The organism is Roseovarius sp., assembly GCF_030373445.1.
Taxonomy (GTDB): Bacteria; Pseudomonadota; Alphaproteobacteria; order Rhodobacterales; family Rhodobacteraceae; genus Roseovarius.
This window is the reverse complement of the sequence record NZ_JAUCYU010000007.1, coordinates 1-21,536: the sequence shown is the minus strand read 5'-3', so window position 1 is coordinate 21,536 and position 21,536 is coordinate 1. Positions and strand designations below refer to the sequence as shown.

The following is a 21,536-nucleotide window of genomic DNA, read 5'->3' as shown; positions in this document are numbered from 1 at the left end:
GGTCCTTGTCGTGCAACGGACATAAATGGCTAAGAAGATGCTTATCGATGCCACCCACGCGGAAGAGACCCGCGTCGTGGTGGTCGACGGAAACAAGGTCGAGGAATTCGATTTTGAATCCGAGAACAAACGGCAGCTCGCCGGAAATATCTACCTCGCAAAGGTAACGCGCGTCGAACCGTCGCTTCAGGCGGCCTTCGTCGATTACGGCGGAAACCGGCACGGCTTCCTCGCCTTCTCGGAAATCCACCCGGATTACTACCAGATCCCCGTGGCCGACCGCGAGGCGTTGCTCGAGGAAGAGCGCGCCTATGCCGAGCAGCAGCGCGCCCGCGAGGATGACGACGAGAAGCCCAAGAAATCCTCCTCGCGCCGCTCGTCGTCGCGCTCGAAGGCCGCCAAGGCGAAGACCGACGATGCCGTGACCTCGTCCGAGGAAATCTCGGGCATGGAAACAATCGAGCTCGACGAGGGCGCCGGGGCAGGGGACGAGGAAGGCCTCTCGCCGATGGAAACCGTGGCGGAAACCCCGGTCGAGGAACCCGAAGAGGACAGCGCCGGCACGGAAGCTGCGGAAAGCGAAGGCAAATCCGCGGACAAGGATGCAAAGTCCGGCGAGGATGATCACAACCATGATCATTCTCACGACGACAACGATAACGGCAACGGCTCGTCCAAGGGCCGGTCCTCGTCGAAGCGGTCCGACGCCGCGTCGAAGGACGACACGATCGAGTCGGTCGCCGATGACGACGATACCGATGACATCCGTCCGCCGCGCAAACCGCGCCCGCGCCGCTACAAGATCCAGGAAGTTATCAAGGTCCGCCAGATCCTGCTGGTGCAGGTCGTCAAGGAAGAGCGCGGCAACAAGGGCGCCGCGCTGACCACCTACCTGTCGCTGGCCGGCCGGTACTGCGTGCTGATGCCCAACACCGCGCGCGGCGGCGGCATCTCCCGCAAGATCACCAACGCCGCCGACCGCAAGAAGCTGAAGGAAATCGCGTCCGAGATCGACGTGCCCAAGGGCGCCGGCCTGATCGTGCGCACCGCAGGGGCCAAGCGCACCAAGTCCGAGATCAAGCGCGACTACGAATACCTGCAGCGCCTGTGGGAGCAGATCCGCGAGCTGACGCTGAAATCCATCGCGCCCGCGAAGATCTACGAGGAAGGCAACCTGATCAAGCGTTCGATCCGCGACCTCTACAACCGCGACATCGACGAGGTGCATGTCGAGGGCGAGGCCGGCTATCGCGTGGCCAAGGACTTCATGAAGATGATCATGCCGTCCCACGCCAAGAACGTGAAGCACTACGCCGACCAGATGCCGCTCTTCGCCCGCTACCAGGTGGAAAGCTACCTCAGCTCGATGTTCAACCCGACGGTTCAGCTCAAGTCGGGCGGCTACATCGTGATCGGCGTGACCGAGGCGCTGGTGGCGATCGACGTCAACTCCGGCCGGGCCACCAAGGAAGGCTCGATCGAGGAAACGGCGCTCAAGACCAACCTCGAGGCCGCCGAGGAAGTGGCCCGCCAGCTTCGGTTGCGCGACCTTGCCGGCCTGATCGTGATCGACTTCATCGACATGGACGAGCGCAAGAACAACAACGCCGTTGAGAAGAAGCTGAAGGACAAGCTGAAATCCGACCGCGCGCGCATCCAGGTCGGCCGCATCTCGGGCTTCGGCCTGCTGGAGATGAGCCGCCAGCGTTTGCGCCCCGGCATGATCGAGGCGACCACGCAGGCCTGCCCGGCCTGTCACGGCACCGGCCTGATCCGGTCGGACGACAACCTGGCCCTGTCGATCCTGCGCCAGATCGAGGAGGAAGGCGTGCGCCGCCGCTCGCGCGAGGTGCTGGTGAAATGCCCGGTGGGCATCGCCAACTTCCTGATGAACCAGAAGCGCGAGCATGTCGCCCAGATCGAGATGCGCTACGGCCTGTCCGTGCGGATCGAGGGTGACCCGGTTCTGATCAGCCCCGATTTCAGCATCGACAAGTTCAAGACCGCCACCCGCCACGTGCCCGAGGCCGCGCCGGTGGTGTCGGTCGACAGCTCGCTGATGGACGATGTCGACGAGGACGAAAGCACCGAAGAGGATCAGGCCCAGCAGGCCGAGGAGGCTCCGGCGCCGGGCAATGGCGAGGATGACGGCAAGCCGAAGAAGCGCCGCCGCCGTCGTCGTCGCCGGTCGAAATCCCGCTCGGGCAATGGCGAGGATCAGAGGACCGAGGACGCGTCGGACGACAACAGCTCCACGGAAGAGGGGGGCTCCGAACCTGAGGCCAAGCCCGAGGCGGAGGACGAGACAGCCGCTGACGACCAATCCGACAAGACCGAGACCGCAGAGGCGAAAGCCGAAGAGGCTGAACCCGCGACGAAACGCAAGGTGACACGCAAGCCGCGCAGCTCGTCGAAGTCCAAGGCCAAGGCCGAGGAGGCCGAGGCCACGCCGGAGGCCGCGGAAGCCGCGGACGCCAAACCCGAGGCGGAGGCCGTCGAAGCCAAGCCCGAAGCGGAAACGGTCGAGGCGCCGGAGGCACCGGAGGTGGCAGAGGAAGAGACCGCCAAGAAACCGGCGCCGAAAAAGACCACCCGGTCGCGCTCGAAGAAGGCCGAGCCGGCGCCTGAACCGGCACCGGAGCCCGAGCCCGAAGCCGCACCTGAAGCGGCCTCGGAGCCGGCACCGGCTGAGCCTGAAAGCGCGCCGGAACCCGAACCGGAGCGTCAGCCGGAACCCGCCAACGCATCGGCGGAACCGGCCGAGGAAGACGACAAGCCGAAACGCCGCGGCTGGTGGTCGATCGGGCGGTAGATCCGGTCAAAGAAACGAATGATCCCGGCCCCTCGCGGCCGGGATTTTCATGTCGGACGCCTCAGCCGGACTTGCGGACGCGGTAGGCGGTGTAGTCGTCCTGCTCGTCCATCCCGAGGAAATCATGGCCGGATTCGCTGCAGTAATGCTGCACGTCGATCACCGCCGCCGGATCGTCGGCCCACAGCTCGAGCACCGCGCCAATCTCCAGCGACTTCAGGCGCTTGCGCAGTTTCAGCACCGGCAGGGGGCAGAGCAATCCGCGGGCATCGAGGGTAAGATCGGCTTCCATGTGCGCGGGATAATCCACGCATCACGGCAAGTCTACAGGGTTGTGACAGATGGCCTCGTGACCCGGCCCCGCGAATGGTCTATGTGAGCGCCATGTTCGGAATCGAAATCATCGACGCGGCCCTTCTTCCGGCCATGGCCGTGGCCCTTGTCGCGGGGATCATTTCGTTTCTCAGCCCCTGCGTGCTGCCCGTGGTGCCACCTTACCTGGCCTATATGAGCGGGATCACCGTGGGGGACCTTTCAGCCTCCGGACAGCCGCGATCCCGGGCCGTTCTGCCGGCGCTGTTCTTTGTGCTGGGGCTGTCGACGGTGTTCCTCCTGCTTGGCTTCGCGGCCTCGGCTGCGGGCATGGTGTTCCTGCAATACCAGGGGTATTTCAATACCTTGGCGGGCATAGTTGTCATGGTCTTCGGAGCGCATTTCGTGGGCGTCTACCGGATCGGCTTTCTCGACCGCGAGGCGCGGATGGATGTGGGCGACCGGGGTGGATCGTCTTTCGGGGCCTATGTTCTGGGGCTGGCCTTCGCCTTCGGCTGGACGCCCTGCATCGGGCCGCAGCTTGGGGCGATCCTGTCGCTGGCGGCGTCGGAAGGCTCTGTCACGCGCGGAACCGCACTGCTGGCGGTCTACGCGGTGGGGCTGGGCGTGCCGTTCCTTCTGGTCGCGGCCTTCCTGCCCCGGCTGGGCAGGCTGATGGCGTGGATGAAACGGCACATGGAACAGATCGAGCGGGTCATGGGCCTGCTGCTCTGGACGATCGGGCTGCTGATGCTCACGGGGGGCTTTTCCGCCTTTTCCTTCTGGCTTCTCGAGACATTCCCGGCACTTGCCACCCTCGGTTAGGTCTTACTCTTGCCAAAAAGCTGCGCTAGGCTATCGCCCAACAGAGGTGAGGTATGAGCAGCTTGCCCCAGCAAACCGTGCGCCGCCGGCGCGTTTTCTACATCCCGGGCTATGACCCGATCCATCCCCGCCGCTATCGCGAGCTCTATCGGAAAGAGGGCGCGGAGCAGGCGGAGATTTCGGGCTATGCCATCGACCTGCAGGCCAAGCGCGGCAAGAAGCGCTATGGCTGGAGCGTGCGTGGCAAGATGGACGGCGCGACGGTGGATGCCGAGTTCGACGTGCTGGTCTGGTCGGACATCGTGCGGGACAGCATGGAGCGGGGAATCGTGGGGACGTACTTGCTGATGATCCGCACGGCGTGGATTTATATCGCCTCGGGGGCGCTGTTCCGACTGATGCGGCTGCGCAAGGGGCCGGTGATCGCAGCACTTTACCCGGTGGGGTTCCTGCTGGTGCAGCTGGTGATCGCGCTGTTGCTGGCCTGGGGGCTGGGGAGCCTTCTGGCGGCGTATGTGCATCCCTGGCTGTTCTGGGCGGGGCTGGTGGTGGTGCCCTTTGCGCTGGAGTGGTTTCGCAGGAAAGACAACAAGTTCTTCGCGTATTACCTGATGCATGACTATGCCTATTCTGCACGGCATCGCGGGGCCGAACCGCCGGAGCTGGAGACGCGGATGGCGCGGTTCACGGCCGAGATTGCCGACGCGATGAGGTCGGATGTGGACGAGGTGCTGATCGTCGGGCATTCCTCGGGGGCGCATCTGGCGGTGTCGGTGCTGGCCGACCTGATCCGGCTGGGATACGTGCCCGCGAACGGGCCGACGCTGTCGTTCCTGTCGCTGGGGCAGGTGGTGCCGATGGTGTCTTTTCTCCCGGATGCCAAGAGGTTACGGCGTGATCTTGCGTTCCTGTGTACCCGCAGCGAACTGACCTGGGTCGACGTGACGGCGCCCGGCGATGGCTGTGCCTTTGCGCTGTGCGACCCGGTGGCGGTGTCGGGCGTGGCGCCGGAGGAGGGCAAGCGCTGGCCGCTGATCCTGTCGGCGGCGTTCACGCAGACGCTGAGCCCCGAGCGGTGGAAGGCGCTGCGCTGGCGGTTTTTTCGGCTGCATTTTCAATACCTTTGCGCCTTCGACCTGCCGGGGGACTATGACTATTTCCGGATCACCGCCGGGCCGATGACCCTGTCGGAGCGGTTCGAGGATCGCCCGCCATCGCCCAGCCGGATCGAAATCGCCGCCTCGAAATACACGAGCACGGCGGCATGACCCTGCCGCCCAAGCCCCCCGCGCGGGAGGGTGCGGTATCGCTGCGGCGGTATATGCGGTTGTTTCGGCAGGATATTCTATCGGCCCAGCCGGCAAGGTTGTACCGGGCGTGGATGGCGGAATACCGGACACCGTTCTTTCGGTCTTTCCTTTGCAACCAGCCGGAACTGGTCGACCTGATCCTGAAGGAACGGCCCGACGATTTTCCGAAATCGGACCGTATTCGCGAGGGGTTGCGGCCGCTTCTGGGGAACTCGGTGTTCGTGACGAATGGCGAGGTGTGGAAGCGGCAGCGGCGGATCATCGACCCGTCTTTCGAGGGCGGGCGGCTGCGCGATACCTTCCCCGCGATGCTGGAGGCCGGGCAGGGGGCGGTGGCGCGCGTGAGGGCGAGGGCCGATGGAGAACCCCTTGAAATAGAAGAGGAAACCAGCCACGCCGCGGCCGACGTGATCTTTCGCACGCTGTTCTCGATCCCCATTGAACATGCGGTGGCGCGGGAGGTCTTTGCGGAGTTCAAGGAGCATCAGCGGAGCCAGCCGGTACTGAACCTGGGGGCGCTGATCCCCTTGCCACGTTGGTTTCCGCGCTTTCACCGGAGGAAGACGAAGGCCACGGCGGCGACGATCCGGCGGCTGATCACGCAGCTGACGGCAGAGCGGATGGCGGAAATCGAGCAGGGGCAGGCGCCGGACGATCTGGCGACCAAGATCATGACCACGGCGGACCCGCAGACGGGGGAGCGGTTCGACACGGAGGAGATGGTCGACCAGGTGGCGATCTTCTTCCTGGCGGGGCATGAGACGAGCGCCTCGGCGCTGGCCTGGGCGCTGTATCTGCTGGCGCTTTATCCGGAGTGGCAGGAGCGGCTGGCGGCGGAGGCGGAGGAGGTCTATGGCGCGGGGGTTCCGGGCTTTTCCGACATGGGCAAGCTGCGGGTGGCGAGAGATATTTTCCGTGAGACTCTAAGGCTTTACCCGCCGGTGCCGATGATGGTGCGGGAGGCCGCGTGCCCGGAGAGGTTCCGCGACAGGGAGGTGCCGAAAGGCAGCCAGATCGTGCTGAGCCCATGGCATTTGCAGCGGCACGAGAGGCTTTGGGAAAGGCCGGATGAGTTCGACCCGGCGCGGTTCGCGACGGAGAACGGGAAAGAGTGTTTGCGCCATGCCTATATGCCGTTTTCGGCCGGGCAAAGGGTGTGTACCGGGGCGGGGTTCGCGATGATCGAGGGGCCGCTGATCCTGTCGCTCCTGGTCAGGGAATGCCGGTTCGAGGCCGTTCCGGAACGGCCGGCGATGCCGGTGGCGCACCTGACGGTGCGGGGGAAGGACGGGATCTGGCTGCGGGTGACGCCGCGGTGATTTCGCGGCTGTCGACAGGGTTTCCGGGCGAATCGGGTTAACGGCGTTACTTTGCTGGGGACGCGATGTCGGTATCGCGTCGGTAATACGTCGGTAACACGTCGGTGTTCCGGTCAGTTTCGCGGGGTGTTGATGCGCCGTACCGGGCGCAACAGGCAAGATCTTGTGTGCCGCGCAACAGGGCGGCTTCGCGGGTTGGTCAGCCCTGCTGACCGATGCGATCCAGCGTCGCTTTCAACTCGCCCTGTTCCATGGTCTCGAAGTTCATGTCGAGCAGCGCCAGCGCGCGGGCCTCCAGCCTGTCATAGGCGGTGGTGAAGGCCGTGTCCCATTCCGCCTCGGGGGCGGCGGCCGGGTCGTCCACGCCCCAATGCGAGCGCACCGGGGCGCCGGGCCAGACGGGACAGGTTTCGCCCGCCGCCGAGCCGCAGACGGTGATCACCATGTCCATCAGGGGCGCGTCGTCGGCGGCGAACTCGTCCCAGCTTTTGGAGCGGGCATGGGTGGTGTCGTGGCCCTTCTCCTCGAGCAGCTTCAGCGACTGCGGATGCACCCGGCCCGACGGTTGCGAGCCGGCGGAGAACGCGCGGACGCGGCCGACGCTTTCGGTGTTCAGGATGGATTCGAGCAGGATCGACCGGGCGGAATTGCCGGTGCACAGGACGAGAATATTCATGCCTCGCGCCCTAGCGGAAGCATGTGACAATCAGATGACGCTGGTTTTAGAACCAGCTTTGAACGCCGCGTGCCGCGCCCGAGATATCCCGGCCAACGCCGTCGATCGTTGCACAACCGGATACGGCCACAGCGATCAGCGCCAAAGCAATCAGCCTCTTCATGGGTCCACCCTCGTGGTTTCTTGTTATGCCTGTTATCGGTCTTCTGCCTCATACCACCAGACCTGCGGGAGGAACCAAACGCCATCCCCGTAGACCGGCAGATGATCCTGTGGATAACTCAATTCCTTCACATGCGCAATCCGGCCCTCGGAATATTGATGAATCGGAATGACATAGCGGCCGGAAATCAACACCCGGTCGAGCGCCCGGACGGCGGCGAGGAAGTCTTCTCGCGTGCGGGCGGAGAGCATTTCGTCGATCATCGCGTCGGCCGCGTCGGATTTCATGCCCATCAGGTTGCGCCCGCCGGGCTGGTCCGCGGCCTCGGCGCCCCAGTAGAGGCGTTGCTCGTTGCCGGGCGAGAGCGACAGGTCGCGGCGCATGAAGGTGATGTCGAAATCGTATTCCGCCTCGCGGGCGAGGTACTGGGCGTTGTCGATGGTCTCGATCCGCAGGTCGATGCCGAGCCGTTCCAGCGCCTGCTTGTAGATCTCCATGTAGGTGGTGACCTGGCTGAGGAGCGCGTCCTGGCGGAGAAGCACGCTCAGGACCAGCGGGCGGCCCTCGGGGTTGGTCAGCACGCCGTTCTCGACGCTCCAGCCGGCCTCGTTGAGGAGTTTCATGGCGGCGCGGATATTGCCGCGGTTGCGCTTGGTGCCGTCGCCCTCGGGCAGTTGGTAGCCCTCGATCGTGCCGGGGGGCAGGGTGTCGGCGAAGGGCTCCAGCAGTTCGCGGACGCGGCCCTTGGCGGGGCCGGGCTGCAGGGCTAGGTCGGAATTGGAGAAATAGGAGGTGATGCGCGGCTGGCGTCCGCCGGTGAGCGTGTCGTTGACATACTCGAAGTTGAAGGCGCGGATCAGGGCTTCGCGCACGCGCCAGTCGTCGAGCGGGGGGCGGCGGGTGTTGAAGACGAAGCCGGTGATGCCGGAGGGTTTGTTGTGGGGGATCTCGGTCAGGACGATGTCGCCGCGTTCGACGGCGGGGAAATCGTACTGCGTCGCCCAGCGTTCGGCGTTGAATTCGCGCAGGTAGGAGACGGCCTGGGCCTTGAAGGCCTCCTGCAGGACGGTGTTGTCGCCGTAGAACTCGATGCGGATCTCGTCGAAATTCATCGTGCCGCGGCGGAAGGGGAGGTCATTGCCCCAGTAATCGGGGTTGCGGCGGAGGGTGACGTGGCGCCCGATCTCGTAATTCTCGACCGTGTAGGGGCCTGTTCCGATTGGGATATCCTCGAGCCGGGAGGCGGCGAAATCGAGCTCGTCCCACTGGGATTTCTTGAGGATGGGGCGCATGCCGGCGAGGAGGGCCAGTTCACGGTCCTCGGTGGTGAATGTGAGGCGGACGGAGCGGGGGCCGGTGGCGGTGATCTCGCCCACCTGGTTCCAGAAGGCGCGGTATTTCGGGTGCCCTTCCTCGCCGATGGTGCGGTAGGACCAGATCACGTCCTCGACCGTGACGGGGGAGCCGTCGGAGAAGCGGGCGTCTTCGCGGAGGGTGAATTCGACCCACTCGCGATTCGGGCCGGTCTCGACCGATTCGGCCAGGAGGCCGTAGAGCGTGAAGGGTTCGTCGTAGGAGCGGCCCATCAGGGACTCGTGCGTGAGGTAGGATAATTGCCAGGGCGCCTCGCCCTTCAGGGTGAACGGATTGAGGGTGTCGAAGCTGCCGACATTGCCGGTGACGACGGCGCCGCCGCGGGGGGCGTCGGGGTTGGCGTAGGGCAGGGACACAAAATCCGGGGGGAGGGCGGGATCGCCATACATAGCTATGCCATGGGCGGGGTCCGCGAGGGTTGCGGGGGCGGTGAGGACGAGGGCGGCGGAGGCGACGCAGAGCCGGGCGCGCCTGAAAAATTCTGATCTCATTTCGGCAACAATCCCGTCACGTCTTTGTATGGCTGGCCGGGACCGTAAAGACGGATTCTCGTCTTTTCAAACTTTTAGCTTGGATCGCGGCGCCAGATTGCTTATAAAGGGGTTACTGCTCGATAGGTTTCTTGCCTGTATGAAACCTGCCTCAATAACTTAACGCCGGCTTCGTGCCGGCGTTTTTTTTGTTCGCGGCTTTCTGGTTCGCGGCCTGGGTCATCGGGCTTCCCCCTCAACGAGAAGGGCGCCGAAGCGCCCCCCTGCATCGCGGCCGCTGGCGGGCCGGTCAGTATTTCTGTGGAACGTACAGGTCGTCGGGTAGCACGCGGCGTTCGTAATCGGAATTGTAGACGCGGTCCGGCAGGGTCACATCCTCGTGTTCGACGGGCTCGTAGGGGACGAGGCCGAGGAGGTGGTCGATGCAGTTGAGGCGGGCGCGCTTCTTGTCGTTGCCCTGGACGATGTACCAGGGCGCCTCGGGGATGTTGGTGCGCTCGAGCATCTCTTCCTTGGCCTTGGTGTAGGCCTCCCACTTGACGCGGCTTTGCAGGTCCATTGGCGAGAGCTTCCACTGTTTCATCGGGTCGTGGATGCGCATGAGGAAGCGGAGCTGCTGTTCCTCGTCGGTGATGGAGAACCAGTATTTCACCAGCCTTATGCCGGAGCGGACGAGCATGCGCTCGAATTCGGGGACGTCGTGGAAGAAATCCTCGACCTGGCCCTCGGAGGCGAAGCCCATGACGCGCTCGACGCCGGCGCGGTTGTACCAGGAGCGGTCGAAGAGCACGATCTCGCCGGCGCCGGGCAGGTGGGGGACATAGCGCTGGAAGTACCATTGCGTCTTTTCCCGGTCGGAAGGCGCGGGGAGCGCCACGACGCGGACGATGCGGGGGTTGAGGCGCTGGGTGATGCGCTTGATGACGCCGCCCTTGCCGGCGCTGTCGCGGCCCTCGAAGATGACGACGATCTTTTCGCCGGTGGCCTGGACCCAGTCCTGCAGCTTGATGAGTTCGGATTGCAGGGTGAGCAGCTTGACGAAGTAATCCTTGCGCTCGAGCGAGGGCGGGTGTGCCTCGCGGTAGATCCGGCGGATTTCCATCGACAGGGCGGGTTCGGACATCTCGAGTTCGAAATCCTCGTCGAGCGTGTCGGCGAGTTCGGCGGCGAGCCAGTCGGAGGGGCCGTCTTCGTGATCAAAGTGGTTCATCGCGTCATCTTTCCCGGTCGTCTGCGGTTTGTCCTGACGTTTAAACACGGTGAAATCAACAAAACTGTGAAATCGCGGCGGGGCGCGGGATTATCGCGTTTATTTTGCAGGCGCAGCATGGCAGGCTCCGGGCGGAGGGCTTATGTGGGCCCTCAGACCAATTGAAACCGCTTGCGGAGGGAAGATCATGTCAGTTTCGGGCAAGACAGCAATCGTCACGGGGTCGAATTCGGGGATCGGGCTTGGCGTCGCGCGGGAACTGGCGAAGGCCGGGGCGGAGGTGGTGATCAACTCGTTCACGGATAACGAGGAAGACCACAAGCTGGCCCGTGACATCGGCGAGGAGTTCGGCGTCAAGGTGCGCTATATCCAGGCGGACATGTCGGACCCGGACGCCTGCCGCAGGCTGGTGGAAGAGGCCGGGCGCTGCGACATCCTGGTGAACAACGCCGGCATCCAGCACGTGGCGCCGATCCCGGAGTTCCCGGTGGAGAAGTGGAACGCGATCATCGCGATCAACCTGAGCTCGGCCTTTCATACCACGGCCGCCGCGCTGCCGATGATGCGCAAGGCCGGGTGGGGCCGGGTGGTCAACATCGCCTCGGCGCATGGATTGACGGCGAGCCCCTACAAGTCGGCCTACGTGGCGGCCAAGCACGGGGTCGTGGGGCTGACCAAGGTCACGGCGCTGGAGACGGCGGAGGAGCCGATCACGGCCAACGCGATCTGCCCCGGTTACGTGCTGACGCCGCTGGTGGAGGCGCAGATACCCGACACGATGAAGGAATACGACATGGGCCGGGAAGAGGTGATCAAGAACGTGATGCTGCAACGCCAGCCCTCGAAGGAGTTCGCCACGGTCGAGCAGATCGGTGGCACGGCGCTGTACCTGTGTTCGGACGCCGCGGCGCAGGTGACGGGCACGACGATCAGCGTGGATGGCGGCTGGACCGCGCTGTAAGGGCGCGCCGGCATCTTGCCGACCGGGGGTGACGCATGACCAAGCGGATCAACCTTGCCCTTCAGGGCGGGGGCGCGCATGGCGCCTTCACTTGGGGCGTGCTGGACCGGCTGCTTGACGAGCAGGATATCGAGGTGGCGGCGATCACCGGCACCTCGGCGGGCGCGCTGAACGGGGCGGCCTACAAGTCGGGCTGGCTGGACGGCGGGCGAGAAGGGGCGCGGGCGAGCCTCGACTGGCTGTGGCGGCAGATGGGGGCGCTCAATGACCTGCGGCTGCCGGGGTGGATGGCGGGCAACCCGCTGATCCCGGGGCAGGTGGCGACGGCGCTGGAGGCCTCGCCGCAGTTCCTGGTGGCCGACGCGATGACGCGGGTGATCTCGCCCTATGCCTATGGGCCGTTCTACGTCAATCCGCTGGAGCGGATCGCGCGGGAGTTCTCGTTCGAGAAGGTTTGCGCCCTGGAGGGGCCGAGCCTGTACGTCAGCGCGACCAACGTGCATTCGGGCAAGATCCGGGTGTTCTCGGGCGACGATATCAGCCCCGAGAGCCTTCTGGCCTCGGCCTGTCTGCCGACGCTGTTCCAGGCGGTCGAGATCGACGGGGCGCATTACTGGGATGGCGGCTATACCGGCAACCCGGCGCTGTTCCCGCTGTTCCGGGCGGAGTTGCCGGCGGATATCGTGATCGTCAACATCAACCCGCTGGACCGGCCGGAAGTGCCGCGGTCGCCGCAGGAAATCCAGAACCGGATCAACGAGATCAGCTTCAACAGCTCGCTTCTGCGGGAGTTGCGGGCGATCAACTTCGCGCAGCGCCTGCTGGAGCAGGACATCATCAACGAGGGCGCGATGAAGCGGCTGTTCGTGCACATGATCTCGGACGACCGGCTGATGCGGGACATGTCGGTGGCGACCAAGCTGATGCCGACGCCGCTGACGCTGAGCCGGTTGAAGGCGGCCGGGCGCCGGGCGGCGGAGGGGTTCCTGGAGCAGCACCGCGACGACCTTGGAGAGCGCGGCACGGTCGACCTGGCGGATGCCTATTCCTGAGGCTCAAGCGGCGCGGTCGCGCTTGGCGGGCGTGCCTTCGCCCGGGGCGGGCATGTTGGGGTAGACAAGCCCCGCCGAGATCACCAGCTTGGCCGCATCCTCGATCGACATGTCGAGTTCGATCACGTCCTCTTTCGGGAAATACAGCAGGAAGCCCGAGGTCGGGTTGGGCGTGGTCGGCACGAAGACCGACAGCAGCTCGCCCCCGGTCTCGGCCTTCTCGGTGATCTCGCCCTTGGCGGCGGTCGAGATGAAGCCGATGGCCCAGATGCCCTTGCGCGGGTACTGGATCAGGCAGGCCTTTTCGAAGCTGCGCTCGGTCTGGGCGAAGACGGTTTCGGCGATCTGTTTCACGCCCGAGTAGATCGAGCGGACCACCGGCATCCGGTCGACCAGGGATTCCGCGAACCGAATCATGGACTTGCCGATCAGGCCCTTGGCAATCCAGCCGACGATGATTGTGAAGAGCAGGAAGATGATGACGCCGACGCCGCGCAGGTTGATCCCGATGTAGTTCTCGGGGCGCATGTTGTAGGGCACGAGGGGCAGGACGAAGCTGTCGACCCAGCCCATCAGCGTCCAGATCAGCCAGATGGTCAGGCCCACCGGCGCGATCACGACGATACCGGTCAGGAAGCTGGCCCGCAGCCCGGCGAAGAGGCCGGGGCGCTTGGGGGTATCGTCGTCGAAAGGCGTATTCATTGCATATATTCTGCCACAGCTGGACAGAGGTTAATTAAGGCCTTCTGCGTTGGGCCACAATGGCTTTTCCTGTCACGCCCGGGCGGGCTGGCGTTTGGCGATTTCGGTGGCGATGGCGCTGGCCAGGGCCGCATTATTGAGCACCAGCGCGATATTGGCGGTCAGGGAGCGGCCGCCGGTCAGGTCGAAGAGGCGGTCGAGCAGGAAGGGGGTGACGGCCTTGCCGGTGATGTTCTTTTCGGCGGCTTCGGCCGTGGCTTGGGCGATGATGGGGTCGATCTCCTCGGGCGGGATCTCGGCCGTGGCGGGGATGGGGTTGGCGACGAGCTGGCCGCCGGGGAGGGCGAGTGCTGTGCGGGCGAGGTGGGCCTGCGCGATCGCGGCGGGGGTGTCGAGGCGCAGGGGCGCGGGCAGGGGGGAGGTGCGCGACCAGAAGGCGGGGAAGCTGTCCTGCCCGTAGGCGATGACGGGAACGCCGAGGGTTTCGAGCACTTCCAGCGTTTTCGGCAGGTCGAGGATGGCCTTGGCGCCGGCGCAGACGACGGTGACGGGGGTTTGCGCCAGTTCGTGGAGATCGGCGGAGATGTCGAAGCTGTGTTCCGCGCCGCGGTGGACGCCGCCGATGCCGCCGGTGGCGAAGGTCGCGATGCCGGCGAGGCGGGCCGCGATCATGGTGGCGGCGACGGTGGTGGCGCCGGTGCCGCCGCGGGCCATGCAGACGGCCAAGTCGGCGCGGGAGAGCTTGGCCACGTCTTTCGCCTTTGCCAGGGCTTCGAGTTCGGTTTCGCTGAGGCCCACGTGGAGCGTGCCGTTGAGCACCGCGATGGTGGCCGGGATGGCGCCGGCCTTGCGCACCGTCGCCTCGACCTTGCGGGCGGTCGAGAGGTTGTCGGGCCAGGGCATGCCGTGGGTGATGATGGTGCTTTCGAGGGCCACGAGCGGGGCGCCCTCGGCAAGGGCGGTCGAGACCTCGGGGGAAAAGGTGATGTCGGTCAAAGACTTGTATCTCCGGAAACGTGGTGGGCGGCGGCCTCGAGGGCGCGGGTGAGGGCGGCGGGGCGGTCGGCGCCTGCGGTTTCGGCGGCGATATGGGCGGCCATGAACGTGTCGCCCGCGCCGGTGACGCGGGTGACGAGCACCTGGGGTGGCTGGCCGGTGAGCACGCTGTCGCCCAGCCCGTCGGCGGCGGGGTTGCCGCCATCGGTGACGATGGCCCGGCGGGCGCCGCGTTTGAGCAGGCCGTGGGCGGCCTCGGGGGCGGTGGCGAAGGGCTGCTGGCAGAGGAGGCCGGCCTCTTCGAGGTTGACGTAGAGGGTGCCGCGCGCGTGTTGCAGGAATGGCAGGAGGCGCTCGGCCTTGCCCGGCGAGGCGGGGGCGACGCGGAGGTCGGCCGTGGCGAAGAGGGGGCTTCGGGCGATCTCGGAGAGGAGCTCGGCGGTGAGGTTGCCGTCAAGCGCCACGGGGCCGTCGAAGGGCTTGGTTTCCTGGGCCAACCGCCCGTCGCGGAGGGGGTCGAGGATGCGGGGGCCGGCGGCTTCGAGCGTGTGGGCGTCGGCGATGGCGGCGATGAGGCCGTTGGCGCCCTCGACGGCCATGTAGCGATCGGTGGGCAGGTCGTCGGAGCGGTAGACATGGGCGGTGTCCATCCCCATGGCCGTGCAGCGGGCGAGGAGTTCCTCGCCCTGGCGGTCGCGGCCGACGGCGCTGAGCAGGACGGGGCGGAGGCCGAAGCGCAGGAGGGTCATGGCGATGTTGAGGGCGACGCCGCCGGGGATACGGGTGATCCGGCCCGGCACGTCGGAGCCCTGCCGCATGACGCTGGCCGAGCGGCCGATCACGTCCCACAGGACGGAGCCGATGCAGAGGATATCTGTCATGGGTCCCATGTTGCGTGTCGGTCGGCCGGGTGCAAGGCGGATTCCGGGGCAGGGGGCGCGAATCGGGGTTAACGAGTTGGTTCGGGGGAGAAAAGCGGGGTCGGCATCGCGTCGGTATGACGTCGGTATTGCGTCGGTGTTCGCGGCGGTGTCGCGCCCGGTTAACGCGGCGCGCGGTGCGGTTCGGGGCTTGAGGCGGGCGAGCGGCTGGGGGATACCGGGGCAGGGAACGAGGGCGATGGGCGTGAAGCAGCTTCTGCGAAAGTACCGGTACTACCTTCTGGGCCTGCTGGTGGCGGCGGGGCTGGCGGCGAACCTGCCGCAGGCCTGGCTGATCGGGCAGGACGAGGCGGCACGGCGGAGCGAGGTGATCTCGGACTTCCTGAACCTGTCGGTCGATCCCGGCGCGGGCGGGCTGTCCGGCGTGCGGATGGACTGGCTGGTGCAGGCGCGGCAATTGCGGGAGCGGCGGGAAGAGCGGCTGGCGCATGTGCCGGGGGCGCTGCTGGCGGAATACGCGTCGGAGACGGGGCTGACGGAGGCGGAATTGCGGGCGGTGCTGACCGATCCGGACAGGGCGGACCCGTTCGAGATATCGGGCCACGATTTCGGCCACGTGGAGGATATCGAGCACGGCGCCGAGGGGCCGTGGCGCTGGGGGCTGGTCGTGGCCGAGCGAGAGGACGAGGTGGCAAAGCCCGGGGTCGCGTTGGGCGGCTGCGGCATGTGGCTTCTGTTCTGGGACGAGGGCACGTGGTTCTACGCGCCGGTCGGGAGTGGCGAGTTGAACGGGCTGCTGGCCGAGGCGGTGCCGGAGCTGGCGGGGGTCGCGCCGGAGGGCGTGGCGCGATGCTGAGGCCGGGTCAGGCGATGAGGTCGTCGTTCACCGGGGCGGCGGGGATCGGGCCGAACTGGTCGTCGGGGTCGTAGGGATCGTCGAAGACCGTGTCGTAGCCCATGTCCTCGAGCGTGGCGATGGTCATGACCGAGACGTAGCTGCCATCGTCGATATAGCCGGTCATCAATTCTTCATCGAAGAGCGCCTCGTCCCAGTGGCCGCCGGCGGTGCCGGAGCTGCCGTCGGTTTCCACCGGCACGCCGGAAAGCGACCCGGCATCGGCGCCGGCGATGCCCGGAAACTCGGTATTGTAGGTGTCGGTGGCGTTCGGGCCGGTGAAGCGCAGGTCGCCGGCGGCGACCGAGCCGCTGAGCAGGTCCATGAGCGACCAGAGCGAGCCGAAGCCGAGGGCGTGGAGCATCTCGTGCAGCACGACGGCGCCCCAGTTGCCGTTGTCGTAGAGCGCCTCGGCATCGGCGACGTCGAAGGTCATGGCGCCGGTGGCAGGCAGGTAGGTGCCGTCGTCCCGGAGCACGCGGGGGCCGGCGCTGCCGAGGATGCCGCCGGTGCCGTCGATCGTGTCGAGCGTGGCGGTGATGACGATGTCGTCGATCAGTTCGCCATCGACGTAGACGTCGGGGATGTCCTCGAGGATGACGCTGCCGAGGTAATCGGCGGCCTCGATGAAGGCCTGTTGCAGCTCGACCGTCCAGTTGCCCTCGAACTCGATGGTGACGTTGTAGCTGCTGCCGGCGGGGCCGGGGCTGGTGTAGGTGCTGACCGGGCCGGTCGGGAGCGTGGGCTCGGCCCCGGGCGGGCGGCCGAAGGCGGCGTTGTCGTCGGGCGGTGGCGGCGCGGGCGGCGAGGAAGTGGGCGTGCCGGGCTGGGCCCCGGCGGGGCGGCCGTTCTCCTGCGGGGGGTCGGGGGCGGGCTCGGACGGCTGGGGCGGCGGGGCCGGGTCCGGGTCGGCGTCCTCGGCGAGGGCGGAGGGCTCGGGGTCGGGAAGGAGGCGGCCGTCGCCCTCGGCGGTGGTGACGAAATCGAACGTGTCGACCGCGTCCTCGGAGAAGAGGTGGGCGGGGCCGTTCGAGGCCGCGCGCGTGGCGGCGGGGGCGAGCCAGTCGAAGAAAAGGGCCGGGTGCGGGGCGGAAAGGGAGGCCGGTTCAGCGGCAGGGGCAGGGCCATTGCGGGCCAGCATGTCGGCGAATTGGGCGGGCAGGGCAAACCGGGTCATCGGCGGGACTTCATGTTGGCGCGGCGCGGCCACGCGGGTTCTTCCGGGTCAGGGTAACATGGGGTGAGGGTCGCGCAATGGTTGAGGCGGGGTGGGGGGCGCTTTCTTTGAAAGAATGCGGGTCGAATTCTCTTAAAGATTTCGACATATCCGGGTCAGAGCAGGCCGGAATGTTGCAGGCGCCAGCCGAGCAGGCCCAGCGCGGCGATGGCGACGATGTAGCCCTGCGGCCCCAGCAGCACCCGCATCAGCCAGTTGAGCAGCACGAAACCCAGCATGATGCCGGCGATCAGCAGTGCCTTGTCGACGGGGTGGCCGGCGAGCCGTATGATGATGAAGGTGGCGACGGTCAGACACACTGCGGCGATCGGCATGACGCGTTTGAGATAGGCGAACTGTTCCTCTTCGGTGCGACGGACCATGGCGGTTCCTCCTCTGGCCGGGACAGTATAGCACGGATCGCGCCAGGGGGCTTGCGCCGGGGAGCTGCTGCGTTTATATGCGCGCCATTCAATCCCGCAGGCATGGGCGGGCTGATCGGGGGAGACATCCCCGGCGGTCCACCGGTTGAAGCATCCCGCTTCTCTCCCCGTGCCGAGGCGTAAACCGGAAAGGAAATACACCATGGCTCTTCCCGAGTTCAATCTGCGTCAGCTTCTGGAAGCCGGCGTTCACTTCGGCCACCAGACGCAGCGCTGGAACCCCCGCATGGGCGAGTTCATCTATGGCGCGCGCAACGGCATCCACATCATCGACCTGACCCAGACCGTGCCGATGCTCGACGCGGCGCTGAACGTGATCCGCGAGACCGTGGCCAAGAACGGCCGGGTGCTGTTCGTGGGCACCAAGCGGCAGGCCAGCGCCCCGGTGGCGGAAGCCGCCGAGAAATGCGCGCAATACTACATGAACCACCGCTGGCTGGGCGGTACGCTGACCAACTGGCAGACGGTTTCCAAGTCGATTCAACGGCTTGCGCATATCGACGAAGTTCTGGGCGGTGGTGCCGAGGGCATGACCAAGAAGGAACGCCTGGGCATGGAGCGCGAGCAGGAGAAGCTGCAGGCGAGCCTTGGCGGTATCCGCGAGATGGGCGGCCTGCCGGACCTGCTGTTCGTCATCGACGTGAAGAAGGAAGCGCTGGCGATTGCCGAGGCGAAGAAGCTGGGCATCCCGGTGGTGGCCGTGGTCGATACCAACTGCTCGCCCGACGGGGTCGATTACATCATCCCCGGCAACGACGACGCCGCGCGGGCGATCTCGCTCTACTGCGACCTGGTTTCGCGCTCGGCGCTTGACGGCATGTCGGCGCAGATGGGCGCCGCGGGTGTCGATATCGGCGCCATGGAAGAGGCCCCGGTCGAAGAGGCCGCCGCCGAATCGACCGGCGTCGAGACCGGCGACGTGAGCGAAGAGACCGCGCATGACGATACCGTGGCCAAGGACGCGCCCTACGACCTCGAATCGGCCGAAGAGGTCAAGAAAGAGGCCGAGGAGAAGGCCGAAAGCTGAGCCGCTTTCACGAAACTGACACGGGCGGCGGGGTAGTCCGCCGCCACACGATCCTGAAGATTTGAGGAGAGCCGAGATGGCGATCACTGCTGCGATGGTGAAGGAACTGCGCGATTCGACGGGCGCAGGCATGATGGACGCGAAAAAGGCGCTGACCGAGAACGATGGCGACATGAATGCCGCCGTCGACTGGCTGCGCACCAAGGGGCTGGCCAAGGCCGCCAAGAAATCGGGCCGGACCGCGGCCGAGGGTCTCGTCGCCGTCCAGGTCGAGGGCGGCCAGGGCGTGGCTGTCGAGGTGAACTCGGAGACCGATTTCGTCGCCAAGAACGCCGATTTCCAGAAGATGGTGTCGGATATCGCCGGCGTTGCCCTTGGCGTGTCGGACGTGGAGGCGCTGAAGGCGGCCGACATGGGCGGCAAGAGCGTCAACGACGTGATCACCGACAAGGTGGCCACGATCGGCGAGAACATGTCGGTGCGCCGGATGGCCAAGGTCGAGGGGCAGACCGTTGTCTCGTACATCCACAACGCCGCGGCCGACGGCATGGGCAAGATCGGCGTGCTGGTCGCGCTGAACGGCGGTGACGAGGCGTTCGGCCGGCAGGTCGCGATGCATATCGCCGCCACCAACCCGGCGGCGCTGAACGAGGCGTCGCTCGACCCCGAGATCGTCGAGAAGGAACGCCAGATCCAGATCGACATCGCCCGCGAATCCGGCAAGCCGGAGCAGGTGATCGAGAAGATGATCGAAGGCCGGATGCGCAAGTTCATGGCCGAGGTCACGCTTCTGGGTCAGGCCTTCGTGATCAACCCCGACCAGACGGTGGCCGAGGCCGCCAAGGAAGCGGGTGCCGAGATCGCCGGTTACGTGCGCCTGGAAGTGGGCGAGGGGATCGAGAAGAAAGACGAGGATTTCGCCGCGGAAGTCGCGAAGACTGCCGCCGGCGGCTGAGCTGTCCAAACCGGAAAAATCGTTTGATCAGGGCGCCTTGGGGCGCCCTTTTCATGTGAGGATGGAGGGCAGGGGGCCACTTGGAATCAAAAGCGGCACTGGCCCATGGGGAGGGCGCAGTACCGCTCAGACCCCGCCGCCCGCATCATGGGGATGAACTGACGGAGGGAAAGCGCCGGCTGGACGCCCGAACAAATAAAGCGCCACAGCCGGCATCCGGCACATGCCGGGGGATCGAAGAGCCCTGAAATCGCAAGGGGTTCCCGATCCCTGTTCCAGGCTTTAAGCCACCACTCACGGAACGTGGCCAGAATGCGACGTTACGTGGCGTCAGGAAAGTAGGGATTTCCTTACCATCCGGTAAAAATTTGTATTCCAGCGTACAATTCTATCGTTCGACGACGAAGATCTGGTTCTGGAACGCGGCCTTGAGAACGGCCTGGGCCGTGGTCTCGACGCTGAGGGCCTTGCGGGCCAGGCGCAGGTGCTTTTCCACCGTGGGCGGCGTCAGCCCCATGAGCAGCGCGATATCCTGAACCGTCTTGCCGTCGCCGACCCATTCCAGCACCTCGCGCTGGCGGTCGGTGAGCGCGCGGGCCGGGCCGGTATAGGGCAGGGTCATGATGCGCAGGTGGGTGAGGTTGTTGAGCAGCAGGATGTCTTCGCCGTGGTCCGCCCAGACCTCGTCGACCTCGGCCTGGGTCATGCCGGCGCGGGCGGTGAGCGCGATGGCACCCTTGGCGCGGCTGGAGACCGACTTGAAGCTGATCGAGTAGCCGGCGACCACGTCCATCGAGCGGTTGAACTCGACCACCTTGCGCTCGTCCTCGGTCAGGGCGCCGATCTCGATCATGTCCTGCAGGAGCGACCAGGAGCGCGCGCCGTCGTTCTCGAGCGCCCAGCGGACCATGGGGGCGTTGAAATAGAGGCCGTCGCCGATGAAGCGGTCGGTATAGGCGCTGTCGTGGTTGCTGAGCAGGACGAAATCGTCGGGGTCGCCGAGGGAATGGCGCGTGAGATAACGGGTGAAGCCGTAGATCAGCCGGTCGAAGCCGTAGCGGCCCATGTGGCGGGTGTGCATGTCCCAGAGGAGCTCGATGCTGGGCGCCGTGATCAGCGCGTTGAGCTCCTCCGCGGGGATCACTTTGGCGCCTCCAGGTGGCGGCGCATGGCGTCGATGGCGAGCTCGTAGCCGGCCGGGCCGAAGCCGCAGATCACGCCGACGGCGACGCGGGCGATATAGGAGACGTGGCGGAAATCCTCGCGGGCATGGACGTTGGAGAGGTGCAGCTCGATGGCGGGCAGCTCGACCGAGCTGATCGCGTCCATCAGGGCGATGGAGGTGTGGGTATAGGCGCCGGCGTTGAGGATGAGGCCGTCATGCGTGCCCTTGGCGGCATGGATCGCGTCGACCAGCGCGCCCTCGGAATTGCTTTGCATGAAGTCGAGGCCGATCCCGATGTCACGGGCCTTGGCGCGGCAGGTTGCCTCGATCTCGGCCAGCGTGGTGGCGCCATAGACCTCCGGCTGGCGCTGACCCAGCAGGTTGAGGTTCGGACCGTTGAGTACGAGTATCGAAGTCATTGATTATGCGCCCTTATTGCGGGGCATTTAAAACGGATGTCAGGGAAGCTGTCGAGGGATCACGTGCGGTAGATGACAGGACGCGCGGCAGGTGTGGCGAAGTTGCCCGCTCGGGTGCTGGTAAACGCCGGGCCGTGGGCGGTGGAAACGTTGCGGATGCAGGGGGGAATGTGCTGTGCAATCGGAGCTTCGGGGCGTAAGGTATTGCAGATATTGGTAATATGCCTTCTTCCGGGCATCATTAGATTTAACATAATATATATTATGCGCCAAATTGATGTACGCGCAAAGCTAAAATGTCACCCATGAGCAAAGCAGAAGTGTCACTCTGC

Annotated in this window: 21 protein-coding genes; 9 read left to right on the top strand and 12 right to left on the bottom strand. The window is 65.8% G+C overall.

What is annotated here, in order from left to right:
• Positions 1-25: 25 nt before the first annotated feature.
• Positions 26-2,812: a ribonuclease E/G gene (locus tag QUV18_RS13495; RefSeq protein WP_300894489.1), complete on the top strand. Its 2,787-nt coding sequence runs from the start codon at positions 26-28 to the stop codon at positions 2,810-2,812.
• 61 nt (positions 2,813-2,873) lie between these two features.
• On the opposite strand, the gene QUV18_RS13490 is transcribed toward QUV18_RS13495, so the two are convergent.
• Positions 2,874-3,104: a sulfurtransferase TusA family protein gene (locus QUV18_RS13490; protein ID WP_300894486.1), complete on the bottom strand. Its 231-nt coding sequence runs from the start codon at positions 3,102-3,104 to the stop codon at positions 2,874-2,876.
• Positions 3,105-3,196: 92 nt separating this feature from the next.
• Between QUV18_RS13490 and QUV18_RS13485 the strand changes: the two genes are divergently transcribed.
• Genes QUV18_RS13485 through QUV18_RS13475 form a run of 3 tightly spaced genes read left to right on the top strand, consistent with a single transcriptional unit; the run spans position 3,197 to position 6,578 of the window.
• Positions 3,197-3,949: a cytochrome c biogenesis protein CcdA gene (locus QUV18_RS13485; protein ID WP_300894484.1), complete on the top strand. Its 753-nt coding sequence runs from the start codon at positions 3,197-3,199 to the stop codon at positions 3,947-3,949.
• A gap of 53 nt (positions 3,950-4,002) precedes the next feature.
• Entirely contained in the window at positions 4,003-5,217 is a 1,215-nt protein-coding gene (locus QUV18_RS13480; RefSeq protein WP_300894482.1) for a hypothetical protein, read from the top strand.
• Positions 5,214-6,578 carry a cytochrome P450 gene (locus tag QUV18_RS13475; protein ID WP_300894479.1) on the top strand — a complete coding sequence of 455 codons (1,365 nt, stop codon included), beginning with the start codon at positions 5,214-5,216 and terminating at the stop codon, positions 6,576-6,578. Before QUV18_RS13480 ends, QUV18_RS13475 begins: the two co-directional genes overlap by 4 nt.
• Positions 6,579-6,777: 199 nt before the next feature.
• Here the strand turns inward: QUV18_RS13475 and QUV18_RS13470 are convergent, their stop codons facing one another.
• From QUV18_RS13470 to ppk2, 4 genes are all read right to left on the bottom strand, one after another.
• Entirely contained in the window at positions 6,778-7,254 is a 477-nt protein-coding gene (locus tag QUV18_RS13470; RefSeq protein WP_300894477.1) for an arsenate reductase ArsC, read from the bottom strand.
• A 46-nt stretch (positions 7,255-7,300) separates the two neighbouring features.
• A complete protein-coding gene (locus tag QUV18_RS13465) occupies positions 7,301-7,417 on the bottom strand; it encodes a lipoprotein (RefSeq protein WP_300894475.1) in 117 nt (38 codons plus the stop codon).
• A gap of 32 nt (positions 7,418-7,449) precedes the next feature.
• On the bottom strand, positions 7,450-9,282 hold the full coding sequence (locus QUV18_RS13460; RefSeq protein WP_300894473.1) for an extracellular solute-binding protein: 1,833 nt from the start codon (positions 9,280-9,282) through the stop codon (positions 7,450-7,452).
• A gap of 289 nt (positions 9,283-9,571) precedes the next feature.
• Positions 9,572-10,492, bottom strand: coding sequence for a polyphosphate kinase 2 (gene ppk2 / locus QUV18_RS13455; protein WP_300894471.1), 921 nt, complete (start codon positions 10,490-10,492; stop codon positions 9,572-9,574).
• 187 nt (positions 10,493-10,679) lie between these two features.
• On the opposite strand from ppk2, the gene QUV18_RS13450 reads away from it, so the two are divergent.
• Positions 10,680-11,453, top strand: coding sequence for a 3-hydroxybutyrate dehydrogenase (locus tag QUV18_RS13450; protein ID WP_300894469.1), 774 nt, complete (start codon positions 10,680-10,682; stop codon positions 11,451-11,453).
• Between the two features lie 35 nt (positions 11,454-11,488).
• Positions 11,489-12,505, top strand: a complete 1,017-nt coding sequence (locus QUV18_RS13445; protein ID WP_300894467.1) for a patatin-like phospholipase family protein — start codon at positions 11,489-11,491, stop codon at positions 12,503-12,505.
• 3 nt (positions 12,506-12,508) lie between these two features.
• Here QUV18_RS13445 and QUV18_RS13440 read toward each other — a convergent pair whose 3' ends face one another.
• The 3 genes from QUV18_RS13440 to QUV18_RS13430 all read right to left on the bottom strand — a co-directional run bounded on the left by QUV18_RS13440 (position 12,509) and on the right by QUV18_RS13430 (position 15,093).
• A complete protein-coding gene (locus QUV18_RS13440; protein WP_300894465.1) occupies positions 12,509-13,207 on the bottom strand; it encodes a DUF502 domain-containing protein in 699 nt (232 codons plus the stop codon).
• Positions 13,208-13,279: 72 nt separating this feature from the next.
• Complete coding sequence (locus QUV18_RS13435) at positions 13,280-14,203, bottom strand: pseudouridine-5'-phosphate glycosidase (protein ID WP_300894463.1); 924 nt, start codon at positions 14,201-14,203, stop codon at positions 13,280-13,282.
• Complete coding sequence (locus QUV18_RS13430; RefSeq protein WP_300894461.1) at positions 14,200-15,093, bottom strand: PfkB family carbohydrate kinase; 894 nt, start codon at positions 15,091-15,093, stop codon at positions 14,200-14,202. Before QUV18_RS13430 ends, QUV18_RS13435 begins: the two co-directional genes overlap by 4 nt.
• A gap of 229 nt (positions 15,094-15,322) precedes the next feature.
• Between QUV18_RS13430 and QUV18_RS13425 the strand changes: the two genes are divergently transcribed.
• Positions 15,323-15,940 (top strand): hypothetical protein, encoded by a 618-nt coding sequence (locus tag QUV18_RS13425; RefSeq protein WP_300894459.1) that lies wholly within the window; start codon positions 15,323-15,325, stop codon positions 15,938-15,940.
• A gap of 7 nt (positions 15,941-15,947) precedes the next feature.
• On the opposite strand, the gene QUV18_RS13420 is transcribed toward QUV18_RS13425, so the two are convergent.
• Positions 15,948-17,156, bottom strand: a complete 1,209-nt coding sequence (locus QUV18_RS13420; RefSeq protein ID WP_300894457.1) for a leishmanolysin-related zinc metalloendopeptidase — start codon at positions 17,154-17,156, stop codon at positions 15,948-15,950.
• Positions 17,157-17,311: 155 nt separating this feature from the next.
• Positions 17,312-17,578, bottom strand: coding sequence for a hypothetical protein (locus tag QUV18_RS13415; protein ID WP_300894455.1), 267 nt, complete (start codon positions 17,576-17,578; stop codon positions 17,312-17,314).
• Between the two features lie 202 nt (positions 17,579-17,780).
• Here QUV18_RS13415 and rpsB point away from each other — a divergent pair, with 202 nt between their 5' ends.
• Positions 17,781-18,665, top strand: a complete 885-nt coding sequence (gene rpsB / locus QUV18_RS13410) for a 30S ribosomal protein S2 (RefSeq protein WP_300894453.1) — start codon at positions 17,781-17,783, stop codon at positions 18,663-18,665.
• Positions 18,666-18,741: 76 nt separating this feature from the next.
• Positions 18,742-19,620 carry a translation elongation factor Ts gene (gene tsf, locus QUV18_RS13405; protein WP_300894451.1) on the top strand — a complete coding sequence of 293 codons (879 nt, stop codon included), beginning with the start codon at positions 18,742-18,744 and terminating at the stop codon, positions 19,618-19,620.
• Between the two features lie 388 nt (positions 19,621-20,008).
• On the opposite strand, the gene QUV18_RS13400 is transcribed toward tsf, so the two are convergent.
• Both QUV18_RS13400 and aroQ read right to left on the bottom strand, forming a co-directional pair.
• On the bottom strand, positions 20,009-20,764 hold the full coding sequence (locus QUV18_RS13400; RefSeq protein ID WP_300894448.1) for a LuxR family transcriptional regulator: 756 nt from the start codon (positions 20,762-20,764) through the stop codon (positions 20,009-20,011).
• A complete protein-coding gene (gene aroQ, locus QUV18_RS13395) occupies positions 20,761-21,204 on the bottom strand; it encodes a type II 3-dehydroquinate dehydratase (protein WP_300894446.1) in 444 nt (147 codons plus the stop codon). The genes QUV18_RS13400 and aroQ overlap by 4 nt, the downstream gene beginning before the upstream one ends.
• Positions 21,205-21,536: the final 332 nt, after the last annotated feature.

Excerpts from the sequence above, each read along its gene's own strand:
- QUV18_RS13475 (WP_300894479.1), top strand. The coding sequence starts at position 5,214 with ATGACCCTGCCGCCCAAGCCCCCCGCGCGGGAGGGTGCGGTATCGCTG.
- QUV18_RS13495 (WP_300894489.1), top strand. The coding sequence starts at position 26 with ATGGCTAAGAAGATGCTTATCGATGCCACCCACGCGGAAGAGACCCGC.
- rpsB (WP_300894453.1), top strand. The coding sequence starts at position 17,781 with ATGGCTCTTCCCGAGTTCAATCTGCGTCAGCTTCTGGAAGCCGGCGTT.
- QUV18_RS13460 (WP_300894473.1), bottom strand. The coding sequence starts at position 9,282 with ATGAGATCAGAATTTTTCAGGCGCGCCCGGCTCTGCGTCGCCTCCGCC.
- QUV18_RS13485 (WP_300894484.1), top strand. The coding sequence starts at position 3,197 with ATGTTCGGAATCGAAATCATCGACGCGGCCCTTCTTCCGGCCATGGCC.
- QUV18_RS13490 (WP_300894486.1), bottom strand. The coding sequence starts at position 3,104 with ATGGAAGCCGATCTTACCCTCGATGCCCGCGGATTGCTCTGCCCCCTG.
- QUV18_RS13420 (WP_300894457.1), bottom strand. The coding sequence starts at position 17,156 with ATGACCCGGTTTGCCCTGCCCGCCCAATTCGCCGACATGCTGGCCCGC.
- QUV18_RS13470 (WP_300894477.1), bottom strand. The coding sequence starts at position 7,254 with ATGAATATTCTCGTCCTGTGCACCGGCAATTCCGCCCGGTCGATCCTG.
- QUV18_RS13465 (WP_300894475.1), bottom strand. The coding sequence starts at position 7,417 with ATGAAGAGGCTGATTGCTTTGGCGCTGATCGCTGTGGCCGTATCCGGT.
- ppk2 (WP_300894471.1), bottom strand. The coding sequence starts at position 10,492 with ATGAACCACTTTGATCACGAAGACGGCCCCTCCGACTGGCTCGCCGCC.
- QUV18_RS13450 (WP_300894469.1), top strand. The coding sequence starts at position 10,680 with ATGTCAGTTTCGGGCAAGACAGCAATCGTCACGGGGTCGAATTCGGGG.
- QUV18_RS13440 (WP_300894465.1), bottom strand. The coding sequence starts at position 13,207 with ATGAATACGCCTTTCGACGACGATACCCCCAAGCGCCCCGGCCTCTTC.
- aroQ (WP_300894446.1), bottom strand. The coding sequence starts at position 21,204 with ATGACTTCGATACTCGTACTCAACGGTCCGAACCTCAACCTGCTGGGT.
- tsf (WP_300894451.1), top strand. The coding sequence starts at position 18,742 with ATGGCGATCACTGCTGCGATGGTGAAGGAACTGCGCGATTCGACGGGC.
- QUV18_RS13430 (WP_300894461.1), bottom strand. The coding sequence starts at position 15,093 with ATGGGACCCATGACAGATATCCTCTGCATCGGCTCCGTCCTGTGGGAC.
- QUV18_RS13480 (WP_300894482.1), top strand. The coding sequence starts at position 4,003 with ATGAGCAGCTTGCCCCAGCAAACCGTGCGCCGCCGGCGCGTTTTCTAC.
- QUV18_RS13415 (WP_300894455.1), bottom strand. The coding sequence starts at position 17,578 with ATGGTCCGTCGCACCGAAGAGGAACAGTTCGCCTATCTCAAACGCGTC.
- QUV18_RS13445 (WP_300894467.1), top strand. The coding sequence starts at position 11,489 with ATGACCAAGCGGATCAACCTTGCCCTTCAGGGCGGGGGCGCGCATGGC.
- QUV18_RS13425 (WP_300894459.1), top strand. The coding sequence starts at position 15,323 with ATGGGCGTGAAGCAGCTTCTGCGAAAGTACCGGTACTACCTTCTGGGC.